The following is a 14,284-nucleotide window of genomic DNA, read 5'->3' as shown; positions in this document are numbered from 1 at the left end:
CGAAAAATCTCTGCTGAAAAATGTAAAAATACCCTGGTTCATTGATCCACGATTGTATATCCGGCCGGTTGACGGCCCATGACGAGGTGATTTGATGTCCGATTTGCTTAGAACACCACTCTTCCCACTGTATCAGCAATACGAAGGCGTACGGTGCATTGATTTTGGAGGCTGGGAGCTTCCAGTGCAATTTAGCGGAATCCAGAAAGAACATGAAGCGGTGCGTGAGCGTGCTGGACTATTTGATGTATCCCATATGGGTGAATTCACCGTACAGGGTGAGCAGGCTGAAGTTTTTTTGCAACAAATGACGACCAATGATGTGACCACGCTCGTTCCGGGTCAAGCCCAGTACACCCTGATGTGTTATCCAGATGGCGGTGTGGTAGATGATCTGCTCGTGTATAAGCTGGAAGATCAGCATTACATGCTCGTTGTTAATGCCTCCAACATCGACAAGGATTGGGCGTGGCTGCAAGAGCACTTGATCCCTGGCGTAAGCATGACTAACGATTCTGAGCAGACGGCGCTGCTCGCCTTGCAAGGTCCACTGGCTGTAGATATTATCGGGAAAGTTACAGATACGGATGTATCCTCGATTGAGCCTTTCCGTTTTGTACAGCAGGCAGAGGTATGCGGCGTTAAATTACTGTTGTCCCGTACAGGTTATACCGGTGAGGACGGCTTTGAACTATATGTACCTGCGGACCATGCTGCTGCGGTGTGGAATGGATTAATGCAAGCCGGAGAAGGTCACGGACTCGTACCAACCGGACTTGGTGCCCGGGATACACTGCGCTTTGAAGCAAGGCTCCCCCTGTATGGACAGGAATTGTCGGCAACCATCTCTCCGCTCGAAGCTGGCGTTGGCATGTTTGTGAAGCTGAATGCCGGACCTTTTATCGGATACGAAGCCTTGTTACAGCAAAAAACTGACGGGCCTGCCCGCAAACTGGTCGGCATCGAAGTGCTGGAGCGTGGTATTCCCCGCCCCCACTATCCGATTTACGCCGAAGGCGTACAGATTGGTGAAGTAACAACAGGCACGCAATCACCTACATTGAAGCGTAATCTGGGGCTTGCTCTCATCGACAGTAAATACGCTGCGCTGGGAACCCCGCTTGAGATTGAGATCCGCGGCAAGAAACTAAAAGCCGAGGTCGTGAAGACCCCTTTTCATAAACGGACACGTACGTCGAAGACACCTACTCAAGGAGCTGATCAAGCATGAGCAAGCACCGTTACATTCCCATGACTGAGCAAGATCAGAGCGCCATGCTCGCAACCATCGGTGTGGATACGCTGGAGGAACTGTTTCAGGACATTCCGCAGGAGATTCGTTATCAGGGCGAGCTGCCCGTATCCTCCAAACTTGATGAATATGCGCTGACACGTCATATGTCCAAACAAGCCGGCGCTAACGCCAATTTCGAAACACACGCCAGCTTCCTCGGCGCTGGCATATATGATCATCATGTTCCTTCCGTCATCAATCATGTCATTTCCCGTTCCGAGTTTTACACTGCCTACACACCTTATCAGCCTGAGATCAGCCAAGGTGAACTACAGGCCATTTTCGAATTTCAATCCTACATCTGTGAATTAACCGGTATGGCTGTAGCCAATGCCAGTATGTATGACGGCGCAACTGCCTTTGCAGAAGCAGGTAATCTGGCCGCAGCGGCAACTCGTCGCAAACAGCTCATCGTATCCCGTACCGTTCATCCGGAAGCCCGTCAGGTATTGCAGGCATATGCGCACGGATTAAGTCTGGAGATTGTCGAGATTGGTTATAAGGATGGCGTCACTGATTGGGATGCCCTGCAAGCCGCCATATCGGACGATACCGCTGCTGTCATGATCCAGAGTCCGAACTTCTTTGGTGCTGTAGAAAATGTAAAACAGGCTGCCGACCTCGTGCATGCGCACAAGGGCCTGCTCGTTGTAAGTGCTAACCCGCTATCGCTGGGTCTGCTGGAAGCCCCAGGCAAGCTGGGTGCCGACATCGTTGTAGGTGATGCGCAGCCCCTCGGCATCGCCGCTTCACTCGGCGGCCCGACATGCGGATATTTCGCCGTATCCCAGCCTCATATGCGCCGAATTCCTGGCCGAATTGTAGGCCAGACCACCGATCGCAACGGCAAGCGTGGTTTTGTACTCACACTGCAAGCACGTGAACAGCACATCCGCCGCGAAAAGGCGACATCCAACATCTGTTCCAACCAGGCTTTGCTTGCACTCAGCGCATCTGTGTACATGTCCATCATGGGTAAACAGGGCATGATCGATGTCGCGGATCTGAATTTGCAAAAGAGTCATTACACCCTGAATACATTAACTGCGATTCCTGGAGTTAGCCTTACTTTTAATGCACCAACATTTAATGAATTCGTGATTAAACTTCCTGAAGGAACAGACGTGGATGCTCTTCAGTTGAAACTGCTGGATGCAGGCTTTATTGGTGGCTACGAACTCGGACGTGATTATCCGGAGCTTACCGGACATATGCTGATTGCTGTTACCGAACGGCGCACTAAGGAAGAGATTGACGAATTCGCACGAGCATTGGAGGGATCGCTGTGACTCAGGAAACGACGACAACAACGACAACATCGGTACAAGGAAAATCGGAAACAGGTACCTCTGTCTCCACTTCGGTTCAACCTGAGACGGATACAACATTTAGTGCACAGACCTTATCTCCTGCTTCGGAACAATCATTGATTTTTGAACTCAGCAGCCCTGGACGTGTCGCTTATTCCTTGCCAGAATGTGACGTTCCTCGTCAGGCTGCCGATACGTTGATTCCCCGGGAAATGCTCCGTTCGGAAGCAGCAGCACTGCCGGAAGTGTTTGAGGTAGATGTTATTCGACACTATACCGCTCTGTCCCGCCGCAACTTCGGGGTAGATAACGGATTTTATCCACTGGGCTCTTGTACAATGAAATACAATCCGAAGATCAATGAGGACGTGGCCCGTTACAATGGATTCGCCAAAATCCATCCGTACCAGCACGAATCCAGCATTCAAGGTGCTCTTGAACTGTTATATACATTGCAAAACGACCTTGCAGGTCTGACAGGTATGGACGCTGTGACTCTGCAACCAGCCGCGGGTGCCCATGGAGAATGGACTGGTCTTATGATGATTCGTGCCTACCACGAAGGTCGTGGCGAACAACGTACCAAAGTCATCGTGCCCGATTCTTCGCATGGTACCAACCCGGCAAGTGCAACCGTTGCAGGATTTGAAACTGTGACGATTCCATCCCGAGCAGACGGACTGGTCGATCTGGATGCACTCCGTGCAGCAGTCGGTTCGGATACGGCAGCATTGATGCTGACAAACCCAAATACACTTGGTTTGTTCGAGAAAGACATTCAGGAGATTGCATCCATCGTACATCAGGCTGGTGGCTTGCTGTACTACGATGGGGCGAACTCGAATGCCATTATGGGCATTACCCGTCCGGGTGATATGGGCTTTGACGTGGTGCATCTGAACTTGCACAAAACGATGAGCACACCTCATGGCGGTGGTGGACCAGGCGCCGGACCAGTCGGCGTGAAGAGTCGTTTAGTTCCGTTCCTGCCTAAGCCAATGGTGATCAAAAATGATGACGGTAAGTATGCATTCGATCGTGAAGGCGATCAATCCATTGGCCGGGTAAAAGCCTACTACGGTAACTTCGGTATATTGGTACGTGCCTATGCCTACATTCGCACCTATGGACCGGAAGGATTGCGCCGTGTATCTGAGTGTGCGGTACTCAATGCTAACTATATGATGGCCCGTCTTGCGCCTTACTACGAGATTCCTTATCCGGGTGTATGCAAACATGAATTTGTCATGTCTGGTCGGGGTTTGAAGCAATATGGTGTGCGCACACTGGATGTTGCCAAACGATTGCTTGATTTTGGATATCACCCGCCTACGGTGTACTTCCCGCTCAACGTGGAGGAATGCATCATGATCGAGCCAACAGAAACCGAGAGCAAAGAAACGCTGGATGGGTTCATTGATACGATGATACGGATTGCCAAAGAAGCGGAAGAGACACCTGAATTGGTACTCAACGCACCTTACGGAACACCGGTCACTCGTCTTGATGAGACCACCGCTGCCCGCAAACCTGTATTGAACTGCGCTTGCAGTTAATCAAATCATTGTTAACACAAAAAGCTCTTGCTGATGTTCCAATCAGCAAGAGCTTTTTATGTTGCCTTCCCGGTCTACTTATGCCACTCTTACAGCTCACCATCCTCCTGCTAGAGCGTGTCTCAAACGCAGGCAAGTTATGCTCCGATGTATACCAGTGTCCGAATCACATTGTCCTGTTTATAACAAAAAAAGCCGATATCCACAATGAATCGCGGATACCGGCAGAATCGCTGCATCAATGCAGCTCATTATCGGAAAAAGAAAAACCTCAAATCCGGAGGAAACCCCGGCAAAATTACGCTTTAATGCTTTGAACCAATTCAACGACTTGTTCAGCCGTTTGCATATCCAGAGCTTTAGCAGCCAGTTCCTGCATATCCGCACGGGACAGCTTGGTGATCTGACTACGAGCAGGCAGAATGGAAGTTGCGCTCATGCTGAACTCATCCAATCCAAGACCGAGCAGCAATGGAATTGCTGTTTCGTCTCCTGCCATCTCACCACACATGCCAACCCATTTGCCTTCACGATGTGCTGCATCGATAACCATTTTAACCAAACGCAAAATGGCTGGGTTGTAAGGTTGGTACAGATACGCTACACGTTCGTTCATACGGTCTGCAGCCATAGTGTATTGAATCAGATCGTTCGTTCCGATACTGAAGAAATCCACTTCTTTGGCAAATTGATCCGCCAGAACTGCAGTCGAAGGAATTTCGACCATGATTCCGAGTTGAATGCTGTCAGAAACAGCAATACCTTCAGCAACCAGCTTCTCTTTCTCTTCGAGCAAGACAGCTTTTGCTTCACGGAATTCACCCAGTGTTGCGATCATTGGGAACATGACACGCAGGTTTCCATGTACGCTTGCACGCAGCAATGCACGCAATTGTGTACGGAAGATATCCAGACGGTCCAGACACAGACGAACTGCGCGGAAGCCGAGGAATGGATTCATTTCTTTTGGCAGATCCAGATACGGAAGCTCTTTGTCTCCACCGATGTCGAGTGTACGAACAACGACAGGTTTGCCTTCCATTTTTTCCAGTACCGCTTTGTAAGCATTATACTGAATGTCTTCGGAAGGAAGCTTGTCTCTGCCCATGTAGAGGAACTCGGTACGGTACAGGCCTACAGCCTCGCCGCCGTTCTCCAGAACACCTGTTACATCATTTGGTGTACCGATATTGGCTGCAAGTTCAACATGAACGTTGTCCACCGTTACCGTTGGCTCATCACGAAGTTTTCTCCACTCTGCACGTTGTGCATCATACTGTTCCTGTTTGGCACGGTATTCAGCAATAACTTCATCAGTAGGGTTAACCAGTACGTGACCATCCAGACCGTCAACAATGATCATATCGCCTTGTTTCGCTTGAGCCAAGATGTCCTTGGTTCCAACAACAGCCGGAATTTCAAGAGAGCGAGCCATAATCGCCGAGTGAGAAGTACGTCCACCAATGTTGGTTGCAAAACCTTTAACAAATTGGCGGTTCAATTGAGCCGTGTCGGAAGGTGTTAGATCCTCCGCAAGCACGATCACTTCTTCATTGATCTCAGCTGGACTCATGAAGTCGATACCAAGCAAGTGATTTAGCACACGTTTGGTAACGTCACGCATATCTGCAGCACGTTCCTGCAGGTAAGCACTCTTCATGTTCTCAAACATGGAGATAAATTGTGATGCCGTTTCGTTCAAAGCAAATTCTGCATTGATCATGTCATCTGCAATTCTAGCTTTAACCGGATCAATCAGTTCCGGGTCATTCAAAATGAGCAAATGCGAAGCAAAAATCTCTGCTTTTTTCTCGCCAAGCTCTTGTAAAGTACGCTCTTTGATCGCCTCAAGCTCAGCCTGGGATTTACCCAGAGCTGAGTCGAGTTTTGCGATCTCTGCGTCAACGTCGTTAATTTGGCGTTTTTCTACAGAGTAATCAGGATGCTCCAAGATAAACGCCTTGGCGATAGCAATACCCGCCGAAGCCGCGATCCCGGAGACATTAAGCATTAATTTCGCCCAACCCTTCGTTAACCATAACGTCAGTCAAAGCTTGAAGAGCTTCAGCTTCGCCTTCGCCTTCAACGATGATGCTGATGGTGTCGCCTTGTTCCAATCCGAGGGAAAGAACACCCAGAATGGATTTCAAAGTTACTTTTTTACCGTTAGCTTCTGCAAAGGATTCTGCACCTTTGAATTTGTTTGCTGTATTAACCAGGGCTGTCGCCGGACGTGCGTGGATACCATCTTCGTCTGTAATTCTGAATGTTTGTTGCATTACAATCATCTCACTTTCAGTAGTTTGGTTTAGGCATTGCATATATTTACACTTGCTTGCCATCGTCGTAACACTTCTTATTTTATCTCAATGATTGGCTGTTCGCCAACTTTCAGCACTCCACTCTTCTTCAGAGTTACTGTGGAGCCCTCTGGCAGGTTAGTGAAAATAACTGGTGAAATGATCGAAGGAGCGTTTGCTTTGACATACTCCAGATCCACTTCCATAATCGGCTGACCTGCCGATACCAGATCACCTTCCTGTACCAGTACGTTAAAGCCTTGACCTTTCAGCTTCACCGTATTAACACCTATATGAACAAGCACTTCCTTGCCACCATCGGACATGATGCCCACGGCATGTTTGCTTGGAAATACATTAAACACTTTACCATACACAGGAGAAGTTATCGTACCATCATGTGGCAAAATTGCGAACCCGTCACCTGTCATTTTCTCAGCAAAGACCGGATCAGGTACGTTTGTAATGTCCAGCAATTCACCATTGACTGGCATGACGATATCCTCAGCAACGATGCGCTCGCCTTGCTCACCTTGTGCCTTCTCCTCTTCAGGAGTTGGTTTGGCAGCTGCTGGCGTTGGTGCTGGTGTTCTTCCTGCAATAATATCCTGCATTTGAGATTTGATCGTGTCAGAACGTGTACCGAAGATGGCTTGAACATTATTACCCACTTCAAGTACACCAGATGCACCCAATTGTTTCAAACGATCTTTTTTCACATTGGATTTCTCATTAACTTCAATCCGCAAACGAGTAATACAAGCGTCCAGATGTTTGATATTTTCCTTGCCGCCAAAAGCTTCAAGAATGTTATGTGGCAGGTCATCCGTTGAACCAGAGCCTCCGCCAGATTCGGTTTCAGGCGTTGCATCCTCTCGTCCAGGTGTTTTGAGATTGAATTTGCGAATGATAAACCGGAAACCGAAGTAATAGATCACCGCAAGAATCAATCCGACAATAATCACGTCCCACCAAGGTGTACGGTTCGGAATAATCCCGAAGATCAGGAAGTCAATGAACCCACCGGAGAAGGTCATACCGATCTTTACACCCAGAATTTGCATGGTCATGAAAGACAAACCTGCAAAGATACAGTGTACTGCAAACAGGATTGGTGCTACAAACAGGAACGAGAATTCAAGTGGTTCTGTGATACCTGTCAGGAACGAGGTCAGCGCAGCTGAACCCATGATACCTGCAACATACTTTTTGTGTTCCGGTCTTGCTTCATGGTACATCGCAAGTGCGGCCGCTGGCAAACCGAACATCATGAACGGGAATTTACCAACTTGGAATGTTCCTGCTGTGAGAGCAACGCCATCACGTAACTGGCTGAAGAAAATCTTCTGATCCCCACGAATAACATCTCCGGCTTTATTCACATACTCACCAAACTCAAACCAGAATGGGGAGTAGAAAATGTGATGCAAACCGAACGGAATTAATGACCGTTCCACAACTCCAAAGATGAACGCCGACAAGGTCGGACTTGTATCTACCATGAAGTGAGATATGGAATTCAGTCCATTTTGAATCGGAGGCCAGATAATCACAAGAAGCAACCCGATTACAAGGGATACTACCGATGTGATAATCGGTACAAATCGTTTACCTGCAAAGAAACCGAGGTAAGACGGCAGTTCGATTTTGAAAAACCGATTGTAACATAGCGCGGCGGCAATACCTATGATTATACCTCCGAACACGCCTGTACTTAATGTTGGGATACCCAAGATGCTGGCATAACCCGGTACTTCACCGATCATGGCCGGAGTAACCCCTACTGCGCTACCTAGTGTGACGTTCATGACCAGATAACCGATGATCGCTGCGAGACCTGCAACCCCTTCGCCACCGGCCAATCCGACGGCTACACCGACGGCGAACAGCAATGCCAAATTATCGAATACGATCTGACCTGCGTTCATCATAATTGTTGCGATCGAGTTCACCCAAGGGGTGTCGAGCGCCGTTACATATTGCAAGAAATCTGGATTAACCAGCATGTTACCAATTCCGAGCAGCAAACCTGCCGCAGGTAGAATGGCTACAGGCAGCATGAGAGCTTTACCTACTCTTTGCAATACACCAAAAAGCTTTTTAAACATCGCGTCGTTTCTCCCTTTCGTCTAATTTATATGTTGTGATGCAAGCAAGGGAACACAAAAAAAGGCATGAATTAATAAAGTAAACTGTGCCAACCTTGGGGTATAGCATACCCTGTACAAGGAAAGAACAATCACACTTTAATTAACTCATGCCTGATCGAGTCAGTAACACGTCGCTTATGTTTATTCAGTTGCTTGATTACGGAAACCATTGTAGCACCAGTTCTAATCTATTGCAAGCCTTTACACCAAAAAAATAAATTCCGCATTCCATCACTGGAATGATCTCACTTATTCTCTTCTTCCTTCCGCTGATTCAGCCTTTGCAGATGAATGGTAAGATAACCTACCTCCGCAGGATAAACCGGCAGTTTCAGTCTTTTCTCCATTACTTTGGTCAGTTTCCATGCAAGCGAGTACATTTCGGGATACTCCAACTTAAGCAGGGAATCTAACTTATGAAGCTCTTCCACTTTGTCTCCACGGCGAACACGCTCAAGGGCGAAACGAAGATGAGTCAGCAAACGAGAGTAATCAAGCGATTCCGTTTCAAACGAATAATCAAGTTGATCAGACACCAGGTTCACCAAATCAGTGATCAATTGTGAATGTTCACGTACCTGGGATATATTTTGATTGGTCATTGCGCTATAGATATGGAGGGCAACAAAACCAATCTCGTCCATCCCCAAATCTACACCCATTTTCTCTTTGATCAGACGAACAGCGTATTCTCCCATTCGATATTCTTCAGGATAAATCTCGCGGGTTTCATATAAAAATGGATTTTGTATGATAATGCCCTGCTCCTTGCGTTTTAACGCGAAAGAAATATGATCGGTTAATGCAATATGGATATGTTCATTCAGAGGAACGTCCGTACGCTCTGCAATATACGTAATAACTTCGTTAATAATCTCGATCAGTGCTTCATCCACCTGTGGAAGAAGCTGTTTGTACTGCTCTTGCTCCTGCTGGTTTTTCAAAATGAACATTTTCTCCACAGCCATCAATGGAATGTGATCACTCGGTTTTCGGTTAAAGCCAATGCCTTTACCAATAACAACGACTTCCCCGTGTTCAGGATGCTGTGCAATGATTACATTATTATTTAGCGCTTTATCTACATGCAGGCTGCTCATTGTTTGCACCTCTTTTTCACACCATCTTAGGTGTGATTAAGTCACACCCTGTTACGAACGAAAAGACACCCGGAGCGGGCAAACCGCGCCGGACGTCTCGCTTAAAAAGTAACAAAAATTCGTCTTAAGGTCAATAGAGCAACCATGCAAGATTCGAAGTGCTTCTTACTCGTCAACTCCAGCTCTTTCCACAATCTTGTCGATTATAGAAGGAGTTGTAACAGCTTCGCTCTGTTGAATGGCAACTGGCGCAGGTGTTTTAGACTTCGTAAGGCCTTTAATCAGCTGCTCTACATCGATGCCGGATACACTTTTGAGCATCTCTGGAGCGGTCGCCATAAGTTCGGTAACATAGTTACTCACTCGCGCTGCACCTTCACCTTTACCTGTATCTACCACCGTCAGTTTATCAATGGATGCAATTGGCTCTGCAATTTTTCCAGCCAGTTCAGGCAGCATTTTGACAATGATATCGAGTACAGCTGCTTCCCCAAACTTCTGGAACGCTTCGGCCAGTTTTTCCTTCGCTTCTGCTTCTGCAAGACCACGCAAACGAATAACTTCTGCATCTGCTGTACCTTTGGCAAGTTCTGCATCCGCCATGGCCTGACCTTCAAGTCGCTTCTGTTCAGCTGTTGCTTTGGCATGTGTTTCGATGGAATACTGTACAGCATCGGCTTCACGCATTCTTTTGGCTTTATCTGCTTCGGCAGCCTGCTCTACCGCATAACGATCCGCTTCTGCCTTTTTCTTCACTTCAGCATCATATTGCTTCTCACGTACGACGATTTCTTTTTCCTGGAGATCGATCTCACGTTCTTTACGAACGAGTTCAACCTTCATTTCTTCTTCTACCACGGTCTGTCTCGCACGAGCTTCATGGATATGGTACGCCTGATCAGCTTCCGCTTTGGCTGTATCCTGATCCCGTTTAAACGTGGCTACTTTCAGTTCTTTCTCTTTCGCTGCCTCGGCGATATTGGTATCACGCAGCAACTCTGCCTTTTGACCCTGCTCTTCCGCATTTGCCTTCTGAATACGTGCATCACGCATGGCTTCCGCTTCAGCAATCTCGGCATCACGCTTCACAGCAGCAATTCTCGGTTTACCGAGCGCATCCAGGTAGCCCTGTTTGTCACGAACATCCTTGATGGTAAATGAAACAATTTGCAGTCCCATTTTCTTCAGATCTCTAGCTGCTACGCCTTGAACCTCTTGCGCAAACCGATCCCGGTTCCGATATACTTCTTCCACCGTCATTGTACCGAGGATGGCCCGCAAATGCCCCTCCAGTACTTCCTGTGCTTCGCTTCTCAGCGCTTCTACAGGTTTACCGATGAATTGCTCAGCTGCCGTAGCAACGTCCTCTACAGCGCCTCCAACCTTGATAATCGCTACGCCGTCAGCAATAACCGGAACCCCTTGCTCCGTGTACACTTCAGGTGTGGAGACATCCAGCTTGTGGGACAACAAGGAGATAAACTCAGATTGCTGGAATACAGGCAGGATAAATGCACCGCCACCACGAACAATCTTAATTTTTCGGCCAGAATCATCATCGGAGATATTTTTGCTACCCAGGAATGATCCCGTAACGATCATCGCTTCATCCGGTCCAACCGTTTTGTATCTCGCCCAGAAAGCCAAACCTAAAATTAGAATGACACCGACTACAACTATAGGAATCAGCAATACATCCCAATTCAAATTCAAATTATCCATTCCACATCTCTCCCCTTATTCATTCATGATGAGTGCTTAAACTACTTAGGTAGTAAGAATACTTATAAATCTTTAAGTACGTTCTCATCCCATTCCGACACACGCAGTACGCCATCTACAACATCCACTACAACAACACGGGCTCCCGCCGCAATGGGGAGGTGTTCAAAACTGGATGCCGTTTGAATCGTACTACCGGATGCGAAGCGAATCATCACTTCGCCAAAACCTTTTTCCGGCACCGGAATGGTAATTTCCCCAATTTTTCCAGATAACTCTTTCATTGAAAATGCAATCGAGACATCGCTGTTACGCATCGGTTTGATATATGCGAAGAATACCAGCATGGCTGCAGCAATACCTATAAGCAGGGATAATATTAGACCCGACATCGCACTTAATGAACTATAACGTGTCAGCATAATGCCTGCCCCACCGAAGGTTGTAATGGAACCAGCTAGTACAACGGGTTTGAAAAAATCAAGACCTGGCATTTCGAAGGCTCCGTCCAGCAAGCCGTCAATCAAGTCACCCAGCACAAGGCTGACAACCGCAAATATTGCTCCTCCGATTAGACACCCCCAATAAATTGTCTCCATCCCCTGTTCCTCCTCTCCTCTGCCGCAAATTCATCCTAACTGGGCATTCCACATGTAAATAAATACGTAGCTAACATCAAAATGTTTCAAAATCTTTCCTCAAATGTATTCTGAACCCGATAATGGGTATTATCACGACATTCGCTTCTTCTTGCTTCATGTTCCTCCATCATTCACGTGTACAGCCCGAATACATGAAAAAACCGCAAGCCTCCATGAAGGAGACTTGCGGTTATTCGACAACAGGATGTGTCCGTTCACTTGTCAGTGATTATTAAATTACAGAGAAGCCTTGTAGATGGATACAACATCTTCCCGTTGCAGTTTCTTGAAGTTACCGAATGGACCAAACAGCATAGCTTTATCAGCCATTACGTCGATCTGGCTATCATCGATATCATAATCAGCCAAACGGTTAGGGGCACCAATGGATGTCCAGAATTTGCTGAGCGCATCAATACCTTCTTCGGCAATCTGTCTGTCCGACTTGCCTTCAGGATTCACTTCGAATACATTAATTGCCAGACGTTTGAATCGGTCCACATTGACATCCAGGTTATGTTTCATCCAGTGCGGGAACAAGATCGCCAGTCCGCCACCATGTGGGATATCATACACTGCGGATACCGCGTGTTCGATATTATGTGTTGCCCAGTCTCCTGCGAGACCCATATTCAGCACGCCATTCAGTGCCATTGTTCCGCAATATAGAATCGTTTCGCGAAGTTCATAGTTCTCCAGATCTTCAACCAGACGAGGTGCTGCTTCCATAACGGTACGCAGAATTGTCTCACAGAAGCCGAGTTGAACCGGTGTGTTGGCATCCAGATGGAAGTAATGCTCCAATACGTGGGACATCATATCCACCATACCGTATACCGTTTGGTCCAGTGGAACAGTGTATGTATTCACCGGATCCAGGATGGAGAAAGCAGGGAATGAATAAGCGCTACCCCAGCCCAATTTTTCTTGTGTATCCTGATTCGTAATAACCGAACCGGAGTTCATCTCCGAACCGGTTGCTGCCATCGTCAATACGGTACCGAGTGGAAGAGCATCCTGTGCAACAGCTTTGCGCTGTGCAAAATCCCACATATCGCCATCATATTTGGCACCTACAGCAATAGCTTTGGAGCAGTCCAATACACTACCGCCACCTACAGCGAGGATCAGGTCGATATTATTTGTTTTGCAGAGGTCTACCCCTTTATGCACCGTAGAAAGACGCGGGTTAGGCTCAACGCCTGCCAGTTCAGTCACTTCTGCTCCAGCTTCCTTAAGCAATCCGATCACTTGATCATACAGCCCACTGCGTTTGATACTGCCGCCGCCATATACAAGCAGAACCCGTTTACCGTATTTCGGCACTTCTGTCTTTAATGCTTCCAGTTGTCCTTTACCAAAAATCAGACGGGTCGGATTATAGAATTGGAAAGATCTCATATCTATTGTCGCCTCCAATGGAGTTTAGAATTTTTAGTGCAACTCCAATTATAGTACCCCGTTTATAGAAAAACAAATCGATAGTCACTCACTTTATAACAACCCGTTGATCTCCAAATGGGCTCGAAACATCTCGCTCGTTGAAGGCAAATCCTCAGCATTCACCCATGTTTCTGAGGCCCATAATCCAGCCTGTTTGAATGCCCGCGGACAATGGATAAAACACTCTTCCACATCCACAATGACAGCCGCACCTATGGTTTTACCACTCCAGCCCATACTGGCGATGAACTCCTCATCCTTGGTAATGGATGCTGTGCCATTAATACGCAGCACTTCATTCATACCCGGAATCAAAAAGAGCATACCAATACCAGGGTTCGACAACATGTTCAACAACGAGTCTATCCGCCGATTGCCTGGGCGTTCGGGATAGACAAGCCGGTATGTATCATACACTTTTACGAATCCCGCTCCATCACCCCGAGGTGACACATCACTTTTTCCATCACGATCGGAGGTGGAGAGGAAAAATAATGGTGACATGGATATAAATTTCTGAACATGTGAATCCACAAATGAAATTGCCTTGTTACGCACATGTTCATGCGGTTCACCCACCATGCCTTGCAGTTCCTCAGCATCTGTAATCAACGGAATATTCAATGCCTGCTTTTCCAAATCATTACCCCCATTCCCTCAATTCATTGCGGTACTCTAGGACTTCTCTCCATTATAACTGCCACAGAAGTTCATTCCAATGCGCACAAAAGACAAGAACGACTAGACGACAAGAACACCCGCTCATGA

Annotated in this window: 11 protein-coding genes; 3 read left to right on the top strand and 8 right to left on the bottom strand. The window is 47.3% G+C overall.

Annotated elements, in window-relative coordinates:
* The first annotated feature begins 94 nt into the window (after positions 1–94).
* From gcvT to gcvPB, 3 genes are all read left to right on the top strand, one after another.
* The gene (gcvT, locus tag BLS69_RS00455) at positions 95–1,231 is read left to right on the top strand and encodes a glycine cleavage system aminomethyltransferase GcvT (protein ID WP_091027713.1); all 1,137 of its coding nucleotides are present in this window, start codon (positions 95–97) and stop codon (positions 1,229–1,231) included.
* Positions 1,228–2,583 (top strand): aminomethyl-transferring glycine dehydrogenase subunit GcvPA, encoded by a 1,356-nt coding sequence (gcvPA, locus tag BLS69_RS00450; RefSeq protein ID WP_091027712.1) that lies wholly within the window; start codon positions 1,228–1,230, stop codon positions 2,581–2,583. The genes gcvT and gcvPA overlap by 4 nt, the downstream gene beginning before the upstream one ends.
* A gap of 137 nt (positions 2,584–2,720) precedes the next feature.
* Positions 2,721–4,160, top strand: a complete 1,440-nt coding sequence (gcvPB, locus tag BLS69_RS00445; protein ID WP_091034744.1) for an aminomethyl-transferring glycine dehydrogenase subunit GcvPB — start codon at positions 2,721–2,723, stop codon at positions 4,158–4,160.
* A gap of 298 nt (positions 4,161–4,458) precedes the next feature.
* On the opposite strand, the gene ptsP is transcribed toward gcvPB, so the two are convergent.
* The 8 genes from ptsP to BLS69_RS00405 all read right to left on the bottom strand — a co-directional run bounded on the left by ptsP (position 4,459) and on the right by BLS69_RS00405 (position 14,155).
* Positions 4,459–6,171 carry a phosphoenolpyruvate--protein phosphotransferase gene (gene ptsP / locus BLS69_RS00440; protein ID WP_036617013.1) on the bottom strand — a complete coding sequence of 571 codons (1,713 nt, stop codon included), beginning with the start codon at positions 6,169–6,171 and terminating at the stop codon, positions 4,459–4,461.
* Positions 6,164–6,439: an HPr family phosphocarrier protein gene (locus BLS69_RS00435; RefSeq protein ID WP_036617010.1), complete on the bottom strand. Its 276-nt coding sequence runs from the start codon at positions 6,437–6,439 to the stop codon at positions 6,164–6,166. Before BLS69_RS00435 ends, ptsP begins: the two co-directional genes overlap by 8 nt.
* A gap of 77 nt (positions 6,440–6,516) precedes the next feature.
* Positions 6,517–8,568 carry a glucose-specific PTS transporter subunit IIBC gene (ptsG, locus tag BLS69_RS00430; RefSeq protein ID WP_091027710.1) on the bottom strand — a complete coding sequence of 684 codons (2,052 nt, stop codon included), beginning with the start codon at positions 8,566–8,568 and terminating at the stop codon, positions 6,517–6,519.
* Between the two features lie 287 nt (positions 8,569–8,855).
* Positions 8,856–9,710 (bottom strand): glucose PTS transporter transcription antiterminator GlcT, encoded by an 855-nt coding sequence (glcT, locus tag BLS69_RS00425; protein ID WP_047844046.1) that lies wholly within the window; start codon positions 9,708–9,710, stop codon positions 8,856–8,858.
* Positions 9,711–9,875: 165 nt separating this feature from the next.
* Positions 9,876–11,432: a flotillin family protein gene (locus BLS69_RS00420; protein WP_091027708.1), complete on the bottom strand. Its 1,557-nt coding sequence runs from the start codon at positions 11,430–11,432 to the stop codon at positions 9,876–9,878.
* Positions 11,433–11,494: 62 nt separating this feature from the next.
* Positions 11,495–12,031, bottom strand: coding sequence for an NfeD family membrane protein (locus BLS69_RS00415; RefSeq protein ID WP_017686844.1), 537 nt, complete (start codon positions 12,029–12,031; stop codon positions 11,495–11,497).
* Between the two features lie 279 nt (positions 12,032–12,310).
* Complete coding sequence (locus tag BLS69_RS00410) at positions 12,311–13,474, bottom strand: iron-containing alcohol dehydrogenase (protein ID WP_047844049.1); 1,164 nt, start codon at positions 13,472–13,474, stop codon at positions 12,311–12,313.
* 93 nt (positions 13,475–13,567) lie between these two features.
* Positions 13,568–14,155, bottom strand: coding sequence for an MSMEG_1061 family FMN-dependent PPOX-type flavoprotein (locus BLS69_RS00405; protein ID WP_256332187.1), 588 nt, complete (start codon positions 14,153–14,155; stop codon positions 13,568–13,570).
* Between the last annotated feature and the right edge of the window lie 129 nt (positions 14,156–14,284).

Source organism: Paenibacillus sp. CF095, from assembly GCF_900101225.1.
In the GTDB taxonomy this organism is placed as follows: domain Bacteria; phylum Bacillota; class Bacilli; order Paenibacillales; family Paenibacillaceae; genus Paenibacillus.
Note: the sequence above shows the minus strand (reverse complement) of the source record. Positions and strands in the feature narration are given on the sequence as shown.